This window comes from Streptomyces sp. NPDC047061 (assembly GCF_040643955.1).
Classification (GTDB): domain Bacteria; phylum Actinomycetota; class Actinomycetes; order Streptomycetales; family Streptomycetaceae; genus Streptomyces.
This window is the reverse complement of the sequence record NZ_JBEYVI010000057.1, coordinates 1-19,762: the sequence shown is the minus strand read 5'-3', so window position 1 is coordinate 19,762 and position 19,762 is coordinate 1. Positions and strand designations below refer to the sequence as shown.

Below are 19,762 nucleotides of genomic sequence, written 5' to 3'. Positions count from 1 at the left end.
GTGCGCCGAGCGGCCCGCTGTGTGCTCATAACAGGAGAGCCTGACATGATTCACAGCAAACCGAAAGGTTGGGATTGGCGCGGGACCAGTGCAGCGGGCGGACCACACTGGCATGCCGATCCAGGGCCGCAGCAGGCCCCACCGGAACGCAACTGGTGCATGACGGCGAACGGGGAACCAGGCCGCGCGACCGTCCAAGGCCGGGGAGAGAGACCAATATCTCTTCCCTTCCGCGCGCAGATTGTCCGGTATCCGCCCCATCGCGCCGAGCCGGCGCAGGATCGCCGGGTGCGCCACTCACGGGCCACGCTCGTGCGTCTGTCGCCGTCGCCCTGTGGAGTCGCTGCTGCCGGCGAAGTACGCGGAGTACACCCGGATCAACGCGGAGCATTTCGCATGACGCGGCCACTGCGGGTCGCGGTCGTGGGCGCCGGTCCCGCCGGCATGTACGCGGCCGGCCATCTACTCGAAGGACCAGGCGGAACCTACCTCGCGGGACGCCTCCAGCAGATCACCGACCGTGACATCGAGGTTGACGTGATCGACCGGCTGGCAACGCCCTGGGGGCTGCTGCGGCATGGAGTCGCCCCGGACCACCCTGAGAAGAAGCTCGCACAGACCGTCTTCAGAGCGGTGGCCCGGCGCCCCGGGTTTCGCTATTTCGGCAATGTGAAGGTGGGCACGGACGTGCATCCCGACGACCTCGGCCAGTGGTACGACGCCGTGGTCTACACCAGCGGCGCCGCGGAGGACAACCACCTCGGCGTGCCCGGGGAGAACCTCGATGGGTGCTGGTCGGCACGGGAGTTCGTCGGCTGGTACAACGGCCACCCGGACTGCCGCACGTTGGACATCGACCTCGGCCATGAACGAGCCGTCGTGGTCGGCAACGGGAACGTCGCCATGGACATGGCTCGTATCCTCTGCACCGACTCGGAGGAGCTCGCACGCTCCGACATCGCAGACCACGCGTTGGACAGACTCCGCGGGAGCAAGGTCCGCGAAGTAGTGGTCCTGGGCAGGCGCGCGCACTTTCACGGAGCCTTCAACAACCCCGAACTCGAGGAACTCGGGCGCCTGCGCAACGTGGACATCGCGGTTGAAGGCGCTGAACCGTTCTGCGATCTCGACCCGGCGCTCGACGGCATCGACCAGGCGGGGCGGCGCAAGATGGCGACCATCCGCCAGTTCGCTGAGCGTCCCTAGTCCGGAGCGGATCGCCGGATCGTGCTGAAATTCCTGACCTCGCCCGTCCAGGTGATCGGGACGGAGCGAGTGGACGGTCTGCTGGTCACACGCAACCAGGTCGAGCGCGGACCCGGCGGAAGACTGGTTCCGCAGCCGACAGGCGCGGAATCCGTCATCAAGACCGGGCTGGTGCTTCGGGCAGTCGGGTACTTCGGCCAGCCTCTTGCCGGTCTTCCCTTCGATTCCCTGCGTGGGGTGGTTCCCCATCGGGACGGCCGCATCCACGACGGGGACGTGCCCCGGTACGGCTGGTATGTCACCGGGTGGGTGAAGCGTGGGCCGCGGGGCATGATCGGCACGAACAAGAAGTGCGCGCGCGACACCGTCCGGACTCTGCTCGCCGATTCCGAAGCCGGATTGCTGCCCACCGCGGAAACACTAACGGCCTCCGAGGCCGACCGAGCACTCCGCGCGCGCTGCCCTGACCTGGTCGACGGAACCGGCTGGCTCAGGCTCGACGACCACGAGCGACGGGCGGGTCGCGCAGCCGGACGTCCCCGGCGGAAGATCGTGGACCGGCGCGGTCAGATCCGGATCGCCAACGACGCGCCCCGGATCCAGGAGCCGTCACAAGGGTGACTGCCGGCATGTCCATAGAGCTGCTGCCCTTCTGCTTCACGCCGCCGTCGCGATGTGGTGCATGGTTGCGACGACCTGCATGGCGTGGTGGGGGCCTTCTCCTTTCTGGCCGCAGCCGCGAAGGAGCTTCCAGTTCTTCATACGGGCGGACGCGTGCTCGATGCGGGCCCGCACCCGTCGGTGTCCGAGGTTGTCCTCCTCCTGACCGTATGCGCCGTCAACGATCACCGCGGCATCCCTCGCGTCGGTCTTCGTCTTGCCCGGGTGCAGGGCAGCGACCGGGCGCATCGACAGGCCGGCCGGGACGCCCTTGCAGCCGGCGTCCTGAGCAACCGTCAGGGGGCGGGGCTCCGATCGAGACGGGCTGGTCCACGATCACCAGGAGGTGCCGCACTGCGCGGCCAGCCCGTCGACGGCGGCCGCAGCTGCGGCTCTCTGTTGGGGCAGCTCCTCAAAGAAGCCCACGTTGTCGATGTTGCCCGACCCATCCTCCCGAAACGGGTTCGTGCGGTACCGGCCAGGGCTTCGGCGTCGAATGCGCGCATCCATCACATGCAGACCTGCCGCCTGCAAGCCACCGGGCACTCCGCCACGCCAGGTGCTGGCCGGACCTCCTCAGCGTCTCCAACCGCGCCCCTGGGGCCTTGTGACACGCCCCCAGGTCATCGGTTCGACGTGGGGGAACAGTCATGCCGTGCCCGAAGGCCAGCGGCCGTCCTGCAGGACGTGACCGAGGAGGCCTCCGTACCGGGACACCGCCTGGGTCCTTGAAGCCCTCAGCTATGAGCTCGCCATAAGTCGCAACGATATTGTTGATAATATTGGCGACAATATTTAACGTGGGTGTCTTACCTGTCCATGCACAGCGATCAAGCAGGTCGGCCGCATCGGGCCCGCCACCAGCCATCGTGCAGACGCGTAGCGCCGAGGGATGTCGCCGACCGGGAAGGTCTCCCAGACCATGAAGCGCAGGAGTGTCATCTCCGGCATCGCCGCAGCGGCCACGGTTCCGGCGGTCACCGCCCTCTCCACCGCTCCGGCGAACGCCGCCGCACCGACCGGCAGCGGCCAGGCCGCGTCCACCACGTCCGCCGCGGGCGACGCGGTGTCGCTGGAGTTCGACAAGGACGCCTACTCAGTCCTGACGACCACCATCACCACCGGCAGCGGCGACCACGTGGTCACATACCACTTCTACAAGGCCGTCACCTACGTGGCGAAGCCGGTCGACGCGACCTACCAGAGCCTGAACATCAGCGTCCCCGCCGAAATCGACGGCACGGCGGTCGACGCCTCCCGCGCCCCGATCATGCTGGCCAACATCATGGGCGGCTACTCCTCCTCCAGTACAGCGGACGCCACCGGCGTCGGCTACACCGGCCCGATCATCGGCGGCCCGGGCGGCGGGGGTGCGGGCGGCGGCAACGGCGCAGGCGACGGCGCCACCGCGCGCCAGAACAACGCTCTGTACGCGCTGGCGAACGGCTGGGTCGTGGTCGAGCCCGGGGTCCGGGGCCGGGACAACGTGGCCGCCGATGGCACCTACTACGGCAAGGCCCCGGCCTGCATCGTGGACCTCAAGGCGGCCGTGCGCTACCTGCGTTTCAACAGGCACCGCATCCCGGGCAACACCGACTGGATCGTCTCCGGCGGCGGCAGCGCGGGCGCAGCGCTCTCCTCCCTGCTCGGCGCCTCCGGCGACAGCCCGCTCTATCACTCCTACCTCAGGGAGATAGGGGCCGCCGACGAGAGCGACGCCGTCTTCGCCACCACGGCCTACTCCCCCATCACCGACCTCGACCACGCCGACATGGCCTACGAGTGGATGTTCGGCACGCTCCCCCTGGCCGGCGGCACCGCGGTCGCACAGCCCTACTCCACGCAGTTGAAGGACGCGTACGCCGGCTACCTCCGCTCCCTGCACCTGCGCGGCATCAAGGGCTTCGGCACCCTCGCGGCCGACAACTACGCCGACTACATGCTCAAGTTCTACCTCCAGCCCTCGGCCACCGCCTACCTCACCGCCCTGTCGGCCGACGACCGCACCGCCTACCTCACCACCAACCCCTTCATCAACTGGTCCGCCGACAAAGCCACCTTCACCTGGGACGGCTTCCTCTCTCACATCGGCCACCGGATGAAGAACGCCCCCTCCTTCGACGCCCTCGACGTCAGCGCCTTCGAGAACCAGGAGTTCGGCGACTCGACCACCAACGCCCGTCACTTCACGCTCTACAGCCTGCGCACCGCCACCGGCGACGACACCGCGCAACTCGACGCCGACCTGCCCGAGAAGATCAGGCTGATGAATCCGATGTACTTCATCGGGCAGCGCAACCCCGGCCGCTCCCGGCACTGGTGGCTGCGCACCGGCTCGCTCGACACCAACACGTCGCACAACATCGTCCTCAACCTTGCCGCCAAACTCGACAACCTGGGCGACGACGTCAATTCCTACCTCTACTGGGACGGCGGCCATGCCGTGAACGAGGACGCCGACGCCATGATCGCGTGGATCAACCACCTCACCGGGTACCGGCGCACATAGCCTTGCTGCCGAGGCCGACGCCTCGACGGCTCCGGCCTCCGCAGCGACTCCCGTTGACAACGAGGGCCAGGTTGCCTCGGGGGTGATTCATGAATCGTGGTTACCTGCCGACAATCAACGCAGCCCTCATGGGGCGTCGGCAGGTCGACCTGTTACGGCCTCCGACTGCACAGCCGGAGACACGGCAGGCGCCAGGAACCCCTGTGCGCCAGCGTGCCTCTCACCCCGACCGGGCGACACCCCCCCCAAGGAGCGTTGCACGATCGGAGGGGCGCCACGGCCGTCCCAGCGTGGCAAAGGCGTCAGCGAGCACCTGCTCTCAGACACTGCTCAAGTGACGGGCGGGACCGTCCTCGGGGTCCAGGGAATGGACCTGTACCAGATCTCGCCCGCGGTCCGCCCCATCCGGATCAGCTGCTCAGCGCGGGGAGCCTTCTCCGGCAAGGCGATGTTCAGATAGGCCAGTTGCTCCGTCATGGCACTGACCGCTTCGGCGAGCGCGTCCACATCGCAGTCGTAAGCGATGACACCTCGCTCCTGCAGATGCCCGAGCCATCCGGAGGTGCGGGCGGTGAACTCATTACGGATCAGCAGCCACTTCTCGATGAAGCCGCTGCCGTCCTGCGCCGCGGCGGCCTCATGCATGACACGCATCAGCTGGCGGTGGCGGGCATAGACGGTGAAATAGGAGGTGGCGCTCGCGATCAGAGCGGGCAGCTCACCGCTGTCGGACTGACCGTTCCGCCGGGTGACCTGCAGCAGGTCGCGGACGCAGGGGTGGATGGCGGCGGTCAGTACGTCCGCCTTGTTCGTGAAGTGCCGGTAGAAGTTGCCGTGGGAGACACCTGCCCGCTGCACGATGTCGCTGATGCGGGTCTTGGTGTAACCGAACTCCTCGAAGCAGATCGTTGCCGCCACGATCAGCTCCTGCCGAGTCCGTTCCCCCCGTGCCGTACTGGCACCGGTCCCGAAGAGCTCCGACACGGCAGGAGGGAGAGCCTCTGCGGCGTCGTCGATTTCATGATTGGAAGTCACTTCAGTCCTTCCGATCCACCGCTGAAGTGGCGGTTCATGCCCAGGTCACATGGTTCGCGCATGGACCATCATACAAGTTGACGACGCCGCTCGAAGATCCACCCGTCTCTAATATCCCCATATGCATATTTATCCACATCCTGGCGTCGGCAGGTGCGCATGTGACCGCTCATCGCATACCGAGGTCCTGTTCCACTGCGACCCCCCTGTCGCTACCAGGCCCTCGACGTCGACGTGCGGAAATCGGGCCATGGATGGAGTCCCGCAACCGGGCACAGAAGCCGCTTCATAGCAATGTTTCTGCGACTAGCGATCACATGCAACCCGAGAGCCGAGGATGACGCTTTCCGAGGCAGCCACCTCCCAGAAGCTGCGACACAGGCGTTGATCGGTGTAAATAGGGCAGGCCCGAGGCCTTGTCGAGCCATCACGCGGACGTTAACCTGCTCGCCATTGGCGCGAAAGCGACTCGTAGTCACATCAGCTTCTCAATGAAGAGCGAGCAGCCACATGTACCCAGCGGTTCACCCTGTCGGCGCCCTCGGACGCCCGCGATGAACGGCCAGCCGGCCGGGGGCAGATGCGCGCGTCTGCTCGACGGGAATCCCACTTCGGCCGAGCTCGTTCCACGACCGGAACCTGTTGGCACCCCGGGCGCTGATCGCCTCGGTTGCGCCGTCGCCCGGAATATCCCCAGCGTCACAATGTGCCGCGTCGGTCACGTCGCGCCCCTGATCGGCCGTCGTCCTGTCGCAGGCGCAGCTGGGTGGCACGGCCTCCAACGGCGATCTGGCGCCAGGCGGGGTCGAACGGGATTCGGGACCTCCCTGGACCAGTGCTGCCCGACCGTTCCTCGGCCGTCGGAACACGGTGCGACTCCGCATCGGCTCCCTTCTTTACGTCGCAGCGTGTGTGGCTCCGTGGAGTACATCGGCCGGACGGCACGATGACCCACCGCCGGGACAGTTCGTCCTGGTCACTTCAGCTACACCCCTCCGCGACGCATTCGCTCGCCGTCGCCGCGACAGCCGACCGGTATCGACTACCCGGGCGCGGCGTCCAGCGGTGTTCCTCACCCTGCTGAGACGGGGCACAGAACACCGAAAACAGACTCAGCCACCCGGACCGGGATGCGGCGACCCGGAATGTCCCACGCGCGTTCCTCCAGCCTGACCGAGAGATGACCCGCGCTACCGCGTCCCGGCCGGGTGAGCGAGGTCCAAAAAGACGACCTCCGGCACACAGCATGCCGACGACAGCTCGACAAGGACCGGCGACAGGCCACCACGGTTCCTCCGCCACCAGCACCGGCACCGCTCACGCTCCGCCGCTCCTCGGGGACACCGATCCTGCCCAGGGCGACTTCGGCGAGCAAGCATCCGAACGCGAAAGGTCATCAGCCTCGACGGGTGCCACTCGCACGCCGCCCGACCGAAAGGCACCACATGCCGAATACGTTCCCTGCCTCTGTCGATCACGCGGCAGTCGCCCACCCCGTTGACCGTCCTAGGGCCCAGGAGACTGTCGGCCCAAAGTCGCCCAGGACACCGGCCGCAGCCCCAGGCGGGGCCGCCGCTTCACGTGCCCTGAGCGGGGCCTTCGTCCGACCCGCCCACGCCAAAGCCCAAGGCTCCTCATGGATGGGCGGCCGGGGGCCGCCCCGCGATGCCCCTACCCACGAGAGGCGGAGTGATCGTTCACCTCGGCATCCGGCCACGGGCCGAAAGCGGCGGGACCCGCCCCTGCGAGCCCGAACTGCAGGGGACGGACACGTTCGACACGCCGTGGAGATCACCTGGACAGCTCCGCCCGCCTCTCCGCCGGACACCGGAATTCCCAACCCTGGCACATGCGAGCCGCAGCACGCCGCTCCCTCGGCGTTCATCACTTCCGTGCCAGTCCCCTGACACCGCTTCCAATCACCCCTAAGCCACACCGCTCGGCACCGTCGGAGGCCGCATCGGCCGTCACGTCCCGTGGTGCAGCCCCATCAAGGAGAACCCATGGCACTTCGCCGCTCATCCATCGTGTACGGCGTGCTGGGGATCGTGTTGATCACCCTGGCCGCAGTGACTCGACCGATCATCGCCCCCCTGCTGACCCGGCTGCCCGGCAACACCGACGTGAGCGCCGGGTTTTCCGGCACCGCAACCGTGCTCAACAGCAAGGCTCTCGCCGCGGGTGACACCGCGCACGCGCTCCTCTCCGGTGTGCCGGCCACCATGGACCGCCGGGTACACGTCGTGAAGACCAAGGGCGACACCGCCCTCGTCGCCGACGATCTCACCATTCACATCGGCACGAACTCGGCGCCGAGCACCTCCAGATACGCGGTGGACCGTGGCGACTTCAATGCCGTCGAGGCGCCGGCCGGCTGGAAGAACGTCGAGCGGGCCAAGGGCCTGACCGTGATCTTCCCCATCCACCCCAAGGCCGACAACACCTACACCTACTACAACCCCCTGACCCAGACCACGGCACGGGTGGTCTTCCAGGGCACGGGACGGGCAAGCGGACACGACGTCAACAGGTACAAGATCAGCGTCACCGGAGCGCTCAAGAGCAGCGACGTGCTCGCCACCCTGCCGCCCGCACTGCCCAAGAAGCTCGCCAAGTCGTTCGTGTCCCAGCTTCCCGCCGCCACCGCCGCCGCGCTCGCCCCGAAAACGGCCGCCCTGCCGGACCCGATCCCGCTGTCCTACACGGTCGCCACGGTCATCGACGTCTTCCTGGACCAGGACAGCGGCCTCGTCCTCGACTCGCACTACCAGGAGCGGGTGACCGCCAATGTGACGGCCGGAAAGAAGGAGATCCCACTTCTGCCCGTGCTTGCCCTGGACGTGAAGCCCACTGCCGCCACCAAGGCGGACATGGCCGACAAGGCGGGCACCATCGACACCAAGCTCCTGATGATCAGGACCGTCGCACCTCTGACGCTGCTCGGCGTGGGGCTGCTGCTGCTCACGATCGCCGTGCTGCGCCGTCGCCGCCCCGCCGTCGTGCAGCCCGTGACGAAGGAGACCGTGGCGATGACTGCCGGCTGAGCCGCCCGCCGGAAAGGGGGGTGGGACGGCTGCAGGATGCACCGCCCCACCCGTGCCACATCGCTGGTTGTCCTCAGTCCGTCCGCGTGGTCGGAGTGGTTCGAACGGAGGCCTGGTTCACGTGAGTCTGGCGGTGCTGCATGGAAGCAGGGCCTCTCGGCAGTGCGCGGTTGCCGCCTCCGGCGACGTGGGTTTCCCGTTGTCGCAGTACGGATCGTCGCTCGCGCCCTGGTCGCATCAGGCCTGGCCGACCGCCGCAGCAGCCGGAAACCACGATGGCGTCCAGGCACGGATGCCGTCGAAAGCCGAGGAGACCGCCGACCCGACCGAGCACCGCCCGCTCATCTCGTACGGATGCGCGGGCGGCATCGGCTCGGCTGAAGTCAGCCGCCCACCGAGGAGCGGGCTGCGGCCTTGACCAGCATGGTGGCGTCCGCGGGACGGATGTACCCTGCGGCCACCGACTCGGCGGTACTCACGGACCAACTGGCGACGAACCGCGCGTGCGTGGGATACAGTTCCGCGAGTTTCCCGGCACTGAAGGGCACCGTCGTACCGAACAGCGTGCAGTAGAAGGAGCCCTCCTGGCCGAGGCCGGAGAGGGTCGCCACCGGAGCATCCACGGACGGCGTGCGGATGCCGCCTTCGACATTGCCGTTGGCGTCGAGGACGAACGCCGGGGTCGGGCCGCTGGTGTCGACCCGCAGCCGCGGTGCCGGAGCCGGCGCGACTCCCGTCGCCACCCACTTGTTCAGGGCGTGGACGGCGGCTTCCAGGACGTAGTGGGCCTGGCCCGCGTTGATCGGCGTGTTGCAGCTCACCTCCGGGTGGGTGGGATCGGGGGTCGCCGGCGGGTTCAGCAGGGTGTTGAACGCCGCGACATCTCCTTGGCCGTCACCGCTGTCCGTGGGGCCGACCGGAGTGATGTAGGTGTCCGCGTGGGCGGTTCCCGCCACCTCCCACAGACGGAATCGGACGGAGTCGGGCTGACGGGCGGCCAGATAGCCGAGCTTCACCAGGTCGGTCTCGGTCTCGAAGACGAGAACGGGCACCCGCAGGTCGGTGCGGACGTGGAAGCCGTCCGGAACCGGTACGGCAGCCTGCGGAGCCTGGGAGAGCGCGGACAGGACAGGTGCGACCCCGCCCCGGCTCTCCGCGAGGATGCCGTCGTAGACGTTGGCGAGGGGCTGGACGGCGTCGGCGTACGTGGTGAGCCGGTTCGCCGACTGGGACTCGCCGATGGCCAGCAGGGTACGCGGTCGCAGTCCGTTCAGAACGGTGGCCGCCGAGTCGCGCACCGCCTGCCCGGCCTGCGAGAAGATGTCGTACGAGTAGCTGTCGCCCGGGTGCCTCAGGGCGGCGTAACGGGAAGGGTCGCTCGTCTTGGCCGCGTTGACGCCCGCGGCCTGGGCGGAGACGCCGACCCATGCGTAGCCCTCGCGGATCAGCTCGTTGTGGGTCTGGATCCAGGTCGTGGCCACGTCCACTCCGCCGGTGACGTTGAGCCACTCGACCATCACGGTCCCGTTGAACTTCGCGGGATCCTTCGGCCGGTCCACGACCACGCGGGTGGTGTACGACGCCGTACTCGCCGGTTCGACCTTCCACCTGCCGTCGGTGGTGAGGGGCTTGACGGGTCGGTAACTGTCGGCGGTACCCGACAGGAAGTATTCGGACTCCTCGTAGCCCACCTTGCCCAGGTCGAACGCCGTGCCGTAGAGCTGGGGTTCACCGGCACCGCCGGTGACGGGCCCGGTGACGGCCGTGTCGGCCGCCGAGGACACGTTGGACGACCGCAGCGAGGTGTGGGAGGCACTCGTGGTGGTGAGGACTGCGGTCGTCGCGGCCAGGAGTACGACGAGCGCCGCCGCCAGCCATGGCAGGCGACCGCGTGTCAATCCGCGGTATTGCGTGAACATGGGATGCCTTTCCGGATTCGGGAGGAGCGGCCATCGGTATGCGCGCGGCTGAGGTCCTGTCCGCCGCCGGAAGGCGGCCGAGGTTCGTCCGCACGACGATGGTTCTGCTGTGCTCGGCGAGCACGGTGACTGTGCAGAGAGGGGGCTCCCGGACCCGATGGGGAAGTTCGGGTCCGGGAGCGTGCGCCGCCCCGGTGTCCTGGGGCGGCGCGACGAAACCGCTTCTGTTCGAATCGGTCCCGGTCTTCGGGCGGTGCCTCACCACGTCACGGCACGTCGGCGGTGCTCATGACCGGGGTTCGAGCGGCGCCGGTGCGGAAACCGGACGGGCAGGCATCAGGCTCCATCGGCGCTCTTTCTGGCGGTGGCTCAGCGGATGGATTCCGGTGCCCCGCTCTTCGCGGTCTGCCGACGCTCGGCGCCCTCCGTCCCTGCCCCGGTGCCTGTGCTGCCGGAGACGGTGGACAGGTGTGCCAGGGCCTCGCCCTCAACATCCATGGCGGGCAGCGCCCTGTCCAGCCGGCGTGGGATCCACCACGCGTTGCGGCCGAGCAGAGCGAGGACGGCGGGGACGAACGCCATCCGGACGACGAAGGCGTCCAACAGGACGGCGACGGCGAGTCCGAACCCGATCGTCTTGACGATGGAATCGCCGGAGCCGATGAAACCGGAGAACACCGCCATCATGATCAGCGCGGCGGCGACCACCACCCGGGCGCTGTGGCGGAAGCCGGTGACGACCGCCTGGCCGGCCTGTTCCCCGTGGACGTACGCCTCGCGCATCCGGGCGACCAGGAAGACCTCGTAGTCCATGGCGAGGCCGAAAGCGATGCCCACCAGGAAGATCGGCATCAGGTTCATGATCGGACCGGTCTCCTGCACCCCGATGAGGTTCGCGCCCCAACCCCACTGGAAGACCGCGACGACCGCGCCGAGGGCGGCGAGCACCGACAGCAGGTAGCCGACTGCCGCCTTGAGCGGCACGAGGACGGACCGGAAGACCAGGATCAGGAGTACGACGGCCAGGCCCACGACGACCAGCAGGTAGGGGATCAGCGCGTTCTGCACCTTCTGGGAGACGTCGATGTTCAACGCGGTGGTACCGGTGACCTCGAAGTCGGCCCCGTCGGCCCTGGACTCGATGCCGGGCCGCTCGGCGCGGATGGCGTGCACGAGGTCGGTCGTCCGCTGGTCCGTGGGTGCGGTCGCCGGCACCGCGGAGAAGACCGCGGTGTCTCCGGCCGGATTGAACCGGGCCGGTGAGACGGAGACCACACCGTCGGTACCGGCGACGGCCTTGCCGATCGTGCCGACGGCGGCCTTCGGGTCCGCGGCGCCCTTGGCGTCCACGACGATGGTGAGCGGCCCGTTGACACCGGGGCCGAAGCCCCTGGTGATCGCGTCGTAGGCGCGGCGCTCGGTGGTGGAGGTGGGCTTGGACTCGGCGCCGGGCATGCCCAGCCGCAGGTCCATCGCGGGGACGGCGACAAGTCCCAGGCCGACCACGCTGAGGAGGAGGACGGGAAGGGGGTGGCGCAGCACGATCCGGGCCCAGCGGGTGCCCCCGTTGTCCTGACCGCCCTTCGTCCGCAAGCCCTTGCGCACGCGGCGGGCGAGCACCGCGTTCGGCCAGAAGCCGAGCAGGGCCGGGACCACGGTGAGCGAGATCAGCACGGTGACGACCACCGCGCCCGCGGCGGCCAGGCCCATTTTGGTGAGCAACGGAATGCCGATCACCGACAGTCCGGCCAGCGCGATGACGACGGTCAGCCCGGCGAAGACGACCGCCGATCCGGCGGTGCCGACGGCGAGGCCGGCCGCCTCCTGCGGCGTGTGTCCCCGGTCGCGCTCCTCGCGGTAGCGCGAAACGATGAAGAGGGCGTAGTCGATGCCGCAGGCGAGGCCCAGCATGGTGGCCAGGGTGCCGGTCGTCTCGGACAGCCCGAAAGCACTGGAGAGGGCCGTGATCGCGGCCATGCTGACGCCGACGCCGACGACCGCGGTGAGCAGGGGAAGTCCGGCGGCGGTGATCGATCCGAAGGTGATCAGCAGGACGAGAGAAGCGACGCCGACGCCGATCACCTCGGTGAGCGCGCCCGCTGAGGGCTGGGTCGCCAGCGCCGTACCGCCCACCTCGACGGTCAGACCAGCGTCCCTGGCCTTGTCCACGGCACCCTGGAGCGCCGTCTTGTCCGCGTCCGTGAGGTCGGTCGACGTCACCTTGTAGGTGACGGTCGCATAGGCCATCGTGTCGTCCTTGCTCACCGACCGCGCCTGGAACGGGTTCACCGCCATCGCGACGTCCCTGCCTCCGGAGGCCTGGTCCACGAACGTGTCGATCACGGAGCGATTGGCGACCGAGTCGATCTTCTGTCCGGCCGGGGCGACAAAGACGACCTGGGCGCTCGCGGCGTTGGCCACGCTGCCCGGGAAGCGGGACTCCAGCAGGTCGAACGCCCGCTGGGACTCGATGCCCGGCATGCTGGTGTCCTGCCCGGCCGGCTCGGTTGCCCGGGAGGCGCCCAGGCCGACAGCGCCCAGCACCAGCACCCACAGAAGAGCGACGTACCAGCGCCGCCGGAAGGCCAGACGGCCCAGTCGATAGAGAAGAGCAGCCACGGACGGTCTCCACACTAGGTTTTCGGGAACACCGGAAGGCTCTCCGAGCCGCGCTCGCCCGTCTTCGTCCCGCTGCCGACAGTCGCGCTACTGAGTTGGCAGTACGTCGATCCGGCTCATCGGCATCACCGGACGTGCTCCACGGATGCCGCTGCCGGATGACCGGCGCATGAGACGACGTCGGGGAGGGGATGATCGCCGGACCGGGTGAGCGCCGAAGGCGTGGACACCTACGGCGGACGCAGTAGCCGGCGGGGCATCGCACGGATCCGATCCGCGCCGGCGACCGGAGCTGCGCCACCACGGAAATCCGCATGAGCACCGCCGGCGCCGAGGAGCGCGCACTTCGCACCGGGGGCCAGGGCGCACAACGGCTGGCCCTCGGAGGAGACTTGGCCTTCGTCGTGTGATCAATGCGGCGCTACGCAAGGTCGGTTCAGGTGTGGCGGCTCAGCCCGAGTATGGCGGGTTGGCACGCGTCAACCCGGACTGGTAAGCGACGACGACGAGTTGGGCTCGGTCGCGTACGTTCAGTTTGGCCATCGCGTGGTGTACGTGGGTTCGGACGGTCAGCGGGCTCAGGAAGAGCAACTCGGCGATATCCGCGTTGGAGTTGCCCTCAGCGACGAGTGCCATCACCTCACGTTCACGGTTGGTGAGCGTGGCAAGGGCCTCAGGCGGTGCGAGCTGCTCCCTGGGCTGGGAGCAGGTCAGGAAACGCGTGATCAGCTTGCGGGTGGCGGCCGGTGACAGCAGTGAATCGCCGACCGCCACGACACGGATGCCGGTGAGGAGGTCGTCGGCGCCGACGTCCTTGCCGAGGAATCCGCTCGCCCCTGCATGCAGCGCCTGTGCCACGTACTCGTCAGTCTCGAACGTGGTGAGGATCAGGACACGGGTGGAACCGAGTTCCGGGTCGGCACAGAGCTTCTCGGTGGCGGCGAGGCCATCCGTGCCCGGCATTCGGATGTCCATGAGCACGACGTCGGGGCGGTGCTGACGAGCCAGCTCGACCGCCTGATCGCCGTCGGCTGCCTCGGCTACCACCTGCAAGTCGTCGCAGTTGTCGATCAGGATACGAAAGGTGGCCCGCAACAGGGCCTGGTCGTCAGCGAGCAGGACACGGATTGTCATCGGGTGTGATCATTCCTCGAGATGAGGGGAGTCCGAAGGGTGGGTCAACCCTGTCGACGGCAGCGTGGCTCTCCCTGGTCGGGCCGCTCTCGGCTGTCCGTGCACCGAAGCCGTCACCGGACGGGGATGACAGGTCGTCGTGGTGCGTCGATGACCGAAGTGGTCGGCCCGTTGCGAGTGTAGGTGAGCGATACGGGTGCAGTGCGGGGATCGGACCAGTCCCATGGGCCCGAGGATGTGAGAATCTTGTGGGCGTGCCCGCGGTGGAGGCTGCGGGAGCCTGGCCCCGGTCGGGGCTGACCGCACAGACCGTCAGGGATGGTCCGTCTCTTGTACGCACGACGGTTCCGACCGCTTGCGGTGGACGGCGAGATCACATCATCACCTGCGTCCGCATTCGCCGGAAACGACCACCTCGGTCCACTCCCCCGGCCAGGGCTCTCGACAGCGAATCCCTGGCACGGTTGAACGCTGGCCGGGTCGCTGAAGGGTTCAGGCGTTCCTGAGCTCCCTCGCCGAGGCATCGCAGACCAGGTCCGTTCCGCACCTCACTCTGAGCAACTCGCAAGCTCCCCGCACGTATAGGCCCACCGCCACGCCCGGCGCTCCTCGATGGGAGTCCCGTGCCCGGTGCCACGGACCGCGCAGTGCTGACAGCCTCGGCCGTTGGAGCGGGCTCGGCAGGGCGGCCCGGGTGCGACAGCCGTGAACGGTCGCCTCGCGGCGGCGGACGGCGCGAACCGCGACAGCTTAGGCGGATGGGCAGTCCCCATGAACCTGCCCGCTCGATGTGTCTACTCTCGTCCTGGGCCGTCGTCGGACTTGGCCTGTCGGACAGAACACCGCCACCTTCCTTTGCACCATGTCGGGCAACCACTCCGCGTTGCTCACCGGCGGGGCACCACCGCGCCCGCCAGGAGCGAACGGCCGCCCGGGTCGCAGCAATCGACAGGAACTCCCACCGTGATCAACAGTGTGCAGCGGATCCTGCGCAACCATCCCCGCTCCGTCGACGCATCTCTGGCGGCCGTGCTTTTCGCCTGCTTCTTCCTCGGCCGAAATGTCACCTTCCCCGGGGACGAACCTGTCACCCCGTGGTGGCCAGGCGTGCTCCTCGCGGCCATCGCCAGCATCGCCCTGGTGCTGCGGCGCAGCCGGCCCCGGGCCACCGTGGCCGTCACCATGGGCTGCGCCGTGATCAGTACCGCACTCGGCTACGTCCTCTCCCCCTTCGTGCTGGGACCTCTCATGGTGGCGCTGTTCTCCCTGGCCGGCCGCAGCAATCGACGAACCGCGAACACCTTCACTTTCAGTTGCATCATCCTGCTCCTGGTCACAGCGCTGATCAGCGGACCCGCTCACGATCCGCTCGTGCTCAGAACGATCAGCCCCGCCGCCTGGCTGCTGATACCCACCGCCCTCGGCACCGTGGCCCGCATGCGGGGGGACTATCTGGCGGCCGTGCAGGCGCGGGCCGAGCACGCGGAACGCACCCGGGAGAAGGAGGCACGGCACCGCGTCACAGAGGAGCGGATGCGCATCGCCCGCGAACTCCACGACATCGTCGCCCACCACCTGGCCCTGGCCAACGCCCAGGCCGGCACGGTCTCACACCTCATCCGAACCCGGCCCGCCGACGCCGAGAAGATGGTCGCGGGCCTCGCCGACACCACCTCCTCGGCCCTGCGCGAACTCAAGGCCAGCGTCGCTCTGCTCCGCCACGAGGACGAGGCCGAGACCCTCACAGCACCGGCACCGGGCCTCAACCGGCTCTCCGACCTCCTCACCTCGTTCCAGCGCACCGGACTCACCGTCACGCTGACCGTCGAGGGAAGGCCGCAACCCCTCTCCCCCGGAGCAGAACTCACGGCGTACCGCGTCGTGCAGGAGGCCCTGACCAATGTCACCAAGCACGCCTCCACCTCGAAGGCCGAGGTGCTGCTGTCCTACGCGCACGACCTGCTGAGGATCACCGTCACCAACGAGGCAGGCGCCGAGTCCTCCCTCCCGCCGGTTTCCGGCGGCGGATACGGCCTCATCGGTATGCGGGAGCGCGCCCGGTCCGCAAACGGCCGCCTCCAGGCGGGCCGCCGCCCCCAGGGCGGCTTCGAAGTCGCCATCGAACTGCCGCTGTGCCTCAACACGCCGCCAGCCTGAGCCGACCGTGCCGGCCAGGAGCCGCGGAGGTACTCCCGGGCACCGCGGCCGGGTCCTCCTGGTCGCCTCCGTATGGGTCATCACATGAGCCCGACGCTCTCCGCGGAGGACGGCATCCATGCGTTCACCACGCGGACCAGGGCGCTTGGGCCCTGGCAGCGGGTGCAACCGGCCACTGTCTTGCGTGTTGTCCACGGACGGATTGCAACGAGGGGCGCAGACTTCGTGGTTCCGCGGAGGGCAGTGTCGGTGTGCCGGACCTTAATGTCATCCGTGCGGCGCGAGTTCGCCATCAGTCAGCCGGTGCCCCTGCCGGTGCGCAGGCGGTCGAGTCGGCCGTCGACCACGGCGTCGGCGTCGGACTCTGCCGCGTCCTTCCCAAGCGCGCCGAGGAGATCAAGACTCGGCAAGACTGACCACCCACAGGACGGCCGAGCTGAGTGACGCCGGCACGTCGCCGAGATGCGTCCTATGACTGTTCCACCGCCACCTTCAGTGGCGCTCTGAACGAGAGGAGGCCGAGCAAGGGAGGGTCCGCCGCCTCGGCAGCCGGCCGGATGTCCGGGAGGCGGCGTGCTGCCGCCCGCAGGGCCACCACCGCCTCCGTGCGCGCCAGGGACGCGCCAGGGCAACGGTGCCGACCGGCACCGAACGCCAGATGGTGGCGGACGTTCGCCCTGTTCGGGCACATGCGTTCCGGCTGTGCGAAGACGGCCGGATCGGAACCGCCACCCATGAGCATCAACAACAACGGTGCGTCTGCCGGCAGTTGCACCCCTCCGAGTCGAGTGGCCTGCGCGGTCACCCGGCGCCACGTGGTGACGGGCGGCTCCCGCCGCAGGACCTCCTCCACCCAGGGCTCAACCAGACCCGCCTCCTCGGCCGCCTGCGGCCACATGCCCGGCTCGGCCAGCGCCCGGCGCAGTACGGTGGCGATGAGTTGCCCGGTGGTGGACTGGCCGGCAATGAGGACGAAGAAGCACGCGGCGACCGCGGTCTCGACGTCGAGTGGCCTGTCGTCAGGCAGGCGGTGGCGTGCGAGCGCCCCTATGAGCGAGTCGGAAGGGGCAATGCCGCCGCGCACGGTCGCGGTGAGCCATTGATGGAATTCCGCGACCGATGCAGCCAACTCCAGCTGCCGCTGCGGCGGAGGCTTGCCCCAGAACAGCTCCAGTGAGGCGTCGCTCCAGCGAATCAGAGTGGCCGGTTCGACACCCTGGACGCCCAGGAGTTCCATCAGCACCCGGCACGGCAGGATCTGCGCGAACGCGGTGAACAGATCGCAGTTGCCGGTACGGACCAGCTGAGACCGCACTCCGTCGAGCAGTTCCTCGGCAATACGCTCGATCACCGGGACGGCGGCTTGGACACGCTGCGCGTTGAGGAACCGCGTGACCACCCGACGCAGTCCGGGATGGCTGGGGGTGCCGTTGTTCGCGAGTGCGACCGGAAGAGTGAATCCGGCGCGAGCGAGGACGCGTAGTACGGGGACTGGCAGGGGGGTGACGGCATTTTGGGCGTTGTCCGGGAGGAACCGATCCGTTTCGAGCAGGGTCCGGCGTATGTCCTGGTAGCGGCTGACCAGCCACAGACCAGTGGCGGGGTCGTGGTGCACGGGAGATTCGGACCGCAGGAGGTCCAGCCAGGGGTAGGGGTCGCGAATGAAAGAGTCACCGAACAGGTCGAGCAGTCCAAACAACTCATGGCTGCCGGAAGACCCAGGACCGGTCGCCGGACCGCACTCGGCCGCTCCGGCACCGGGCACGATGGCATCGAAAACCGGGGAAGTCACGGCCGGAAGCTAGCACGCACGCGACACGCCCCCAGGCCATGTGTGCGCGGCATCACTCGGTTACTCCTCCATCACGCTCCGCCGCCCTGGTCAACGATCCGGCCGTGGTGTCAGCCCTGAACAAGACGCCTTAGTTCCGGGAGCAGCGCCTCGATGTCCTGTCCCGTTCTGAACGCGACGACGGTGGTCCCGAGCCCCGCCTCCGGCGCGGAACCGGGCGCCGGAAAGAGTGAGAGCACTTCGCGCATCGCCTCGTCGACCTCGGTGACGGGGTCGGAGGACTCCCCTCGCAGCCAACGGCGCAAGATGTGGTTGTGGGCCGCGACGACGGACGCCGCCATGAGTTCGGCTCTCAGCGACGCCGACTCCGTAGGGTCCCCCATCCACTCCGCGATGAACTCGCGAAACAGCCGCTGATACCGGGCCACACTGGCGATCTCCCGGTCGCGCAGGGCAGCCACCTTGCTGGTCAGCGCGTACCGACGGCGCGCGAGGTCGCCCTCGTCGATGTAGTGCAGCAGTACCAGGCGGACGGCATCGGACACGGCGACCAGGGCGGTGCTGTGGCTGGAGGTCGCGAGGCGGTCAGTGATCAGTTCCAGCAACCGATCGTGGTCGGGGAAGATGACGGCTTCCTTGGACCCGTAGTGCCGGAAAAACGTCGTACGTCCCACTCCGGCCCGTTCGGCGATGTCATCGACGGTGGTCTGCTCGTATCCGCGCTCGTCGAAAAGGGTGAACGCGGCGTCCGCGAGTCGCGTTCGCACAGGTGGCTTGCTCATGACCGCACATCCTTCCCCGAGCCGACGCCCAGAGGCCACTTGCCGCAGACAATGGTACTGAGTACCATTTTGAAGAAATCGAGTACCGAACAGGAGGTGAGGGAGTGGATTCCGTTGCACAGGGCGAGTCCGGTCTGCTCCATCACGAGCTGGTCGGCGCCGGCACTGGCGGCTTGAGTGTTGCCCTCGACCTACCGACGCGGATCGGTTACGACTCCGGCGAGGCCATGGCCCGGGGCGAGGCCGGCAAAGCCGGTGCGGCGATCAACTCGATCCAGGACACGCGAACGCTGTTCCAGGACCTGCCGCCGGCCAAAGCGCCGGCCTCGATGCCGATCCTGCTGTACCAGCCGGTTACGGCAAGAGGGGGTCGCGGAGCGCCCACTGACCGACGCACTCGTGAACGACGTAGTCAAGGAGTACATCGCTCGCGGCACCTACGACTTCGCGCCCAAACAGCCACTGCGACCGATCAGCGACATCCTTGCGTACTGCCACAAGGAGCTACGACGCCGGAACACGATCGCCGTCTTCAGTCATCACGTGGCCGACGCCGCGGCGAGCCCCGCACTCTGAGAGCCGTCGCACACCGCTTCCGGAGCATTTCCATGACACCTCCATACGACGTACCTCGTCGGCCGGCAGTGCCGGCCCGCGCGACGCGCCCTGGCGCGAGACCAACGATCCTCGACCACTCGTTCGCCTACGGGTCGGCTGCGGGACCGCTGCACTCCGCAGGCCTGGTCCTCGGCCGCACCGGTCAGAAGGAGCCCACCCGGTGAGCATGCAGACCCCGTCTCCGTCCGACACCGACATTCACACGACCGCGGGGAAGCTCGCGGATCTCCAGCGCCGTGTCCATGAAGCGACACACGCCGGTTCGGAGCGCGCGGTCGAAAAGCAGC

The 19,762-nt window shown here is 68.3% G+C and carries 12 protein-coding genes and 3 pseudogenes; 7 read left to right on the top strand and 8 right to left on the bottom strand.

Translation table 11 applies throughout. The features are described from left to right. Window positions 1-396: 396 nt before the first annotated feature. The gene (locus ABZ887_RS45905; protein WP_361304687.1) at window positions 397-1,206 is read left to right on the top strand and encodes an FAD-dependent oxidoreductase; all 810 of its coding nucleotides are present in this window, start codon (window positions 397-399) and stop codon (window positions 1,204-1,206) included. Between the two features lie 21 nt (window positions 1,207-1,227). Further along, entirely contained in the window at window positions 1,228-1,827 is a 600-nt protein-coding gene (locus ABZ887_RS45900) for a hypothetical protein (RefSeq protein WP_361304684.1), read from the top strand. A 36-nt stretch (window positions 1,828-1,863) separates the two neighbouring features. Here the strand turns inward: ABZ887_RS45900 and ABZ887_RS45895 are convergent. Both ABZ887_RS45895 and ABZ887_RS45890 read right to left on the bottom strand, forming a co-directional pair. Then, window positions 1,864-2,034 (bottom strand): annotated as a pseudogene (locus ABZ887_RS45895) (IS5/IS1182 family transposase); the annotation flags it as partial. A gap of 3 nt (window positions 2,035-2,037) precedes the next feature. Beyond that, a pseudogene (locus ABZ887_RS45890) lies at window positions 2,038-2,238 on the bottom strand (transposase); the annotation flags it as partial. A 520-nt stretch (window positions 2,239-2,758) separates the two neighbouring features. On the opposite strand from ABZ887_RS45890, the gene ABZ887_RS45885 reads away from it, so the two are divergent. Continuing rightward, window positions 2,759-4,375 (top strand): subtype B tannase, encoded by a 1,617-nt coding sequence (locus tag ABZ887_RS45885; protein WP_361304681.1) that lies wholly within the window; start codon window positions 2,759-2,761, stop codon window positions 4,373-4,375. Between the two features lie 330 nt (window positions 4,376-4,705). Here the strand turns inward: ABZ887_RS45885 and ABZ887_RS45880 are convergent, their stop codons facing one another. Continuing rightward, window positions 4,706-5,293, bottom strand: coding sequence for a TetR/AcrR family transcriptional regulator (locus ABZ887_RS45880; RefSeq protein ID WP_361304678.1), 588 nt, complete (start codon window positions 5,291-5,293; stop codon window positions 4,706-4,708). A 2,120-nt stretch (window positions 5,294-7,413) separates the two neighbouring features. Here ABZ887_RS45880 and ABZ887_RS45875 point away from each other — a divergent pair. Next, window positions 7,414-8,454, top strand: a complete 1,041-nt coding sequence (locus ABZ887_RS45875; RefSeq protein ID WP_361304675.1) for a porin PorA family protein — start codon at window positions 7,414-7,416, stop codon at window positions 8,452-8,454. A 383-nt stretch (window positions 8,455-8,837) separates the two neighbouring features. On the opposite strand, the gene ABZ887_RS45870 is transcribed toward ABZ887_RS45875, so the two are convergent. The 3 genes from ABZ887_RS45870 to ABZ887_RS45860 all read right to left on the bottom strand — a co-directional run bounded on the left by ABZ887_RS45870 (window position 8,838) and on the right by ABZ887_RS45860 (window position 14,126). Then, a complete protein-coding gene (locus ABZ887_RS45870; RefSeq protein ID WP_361304672.1) occupies window positions 8,838-10,352 on the bottom strand; it encodes an alpha/beta hydrolase domain-containing protein in 1,515 nt (504 codons plus the stop codon). A 390-nt stretch (window positions 10,353-10,742) separates the two neighbouring features. Then, the gene (locus tag ABZ887_RS45865) at window positions 10,743-12,992 is read right to left on the bottom strand and encodes an MMPL family transporter (RefSeq protein WP_361304669.1); all 2,250 of its coding nucleotides are present in this window, start codon (window positions 12,990-12,992) and stop codon (window positions 10,743-10,745) included. A gap of 450 nt (window positions 12,993-13,442) precedes the next feature. Beyond that, window positions 13,443-14,126, bottom strand: a complete 684-nt coding sequence (locus ABZ887_RS45860) for a response regulator transcription factor (RefSeq protein WP_361304667.1) — start codon at window positions 14,124-14,126, stop codon at window positions 13,443-13,445. A 963-nt stretch (window positions 14,127-15,089) separates the two neighbouring features. Between ABZ887_RS45860 and ABZ887_RS45855 the strand changes: the two genes are divergently transcribed. After that, on the top strand, window positions 15,090-16,283 hold the full coding sequence (locus tag ABZ887_RS45855; RefSeq protein ID WP_361304664.1) for a sensor histidine kinase: 1,194 nt from the start codon (window positions 15,090-15,092) through the stop codon (window positions 16,281-16,283). 469 nt (window positions 16,284-16,752) lie between these two features. Here ABZ887_RS45855 and ABZ887_RS45850 read toward each other — a convergent pair whose 3' ends face one another. Together ABZ887_RS45850 and ABZ887_RS45845 are read right to left on the bottom strand one after the other, a co-directional pair. Continuing rightward, window positions 16,753-18,075 carry a cytochrome P450 gene (locus ABZ887_RS45850; protein WP_361304661.1) on the bottom strand — a complete coding sequence of 441 codons (1,323 nt, stop codon included), beginning with the start codon at window positions 18,073-18,075 and terminating at the stop codon, window positions 16,753-16,755. A 110-nt stretch (window positions 18,076-18,185) separates the two neighbouring features. Continuing rightward, window positions 18,186-18,857 (bottom strand): TetR/AcrR family transcriptional regulator, encoded by a 672-nt coding sequence (locus ABZ887_RS45845; RefSeq protein WP_361304658.1) that lies wholly within the window; start codon window positions 18,855-18,857, stop codon window positions 18,186-18,188. A gap of 104 nt (window positions 18,858-18,961) precedes the next feature. Between ABZ887_RS45845 and ABZ887_RS45840 the strand changes: the two are divergent. Beyond that, window positions 18,962-19,135: pseudogene (locus ABZ887_RS45840) on the top strand (methylmalonyl-CoA mutase family protein); the annotation flags it as partial. A gap of 121 nt (window positions 19,136-19,256) precedes the next feature. Next, entirely contained in the window at window positions 19,257-19,433 is a 177-nt protein-coding gene (locus tag ABZ887_RS45835; protein WP_361304655.1) for a methylmalonyl-CoA mutase family protein, read from the top strand. Window positions 19,434-19,762 lie beyond the last annotated feature (329 nt).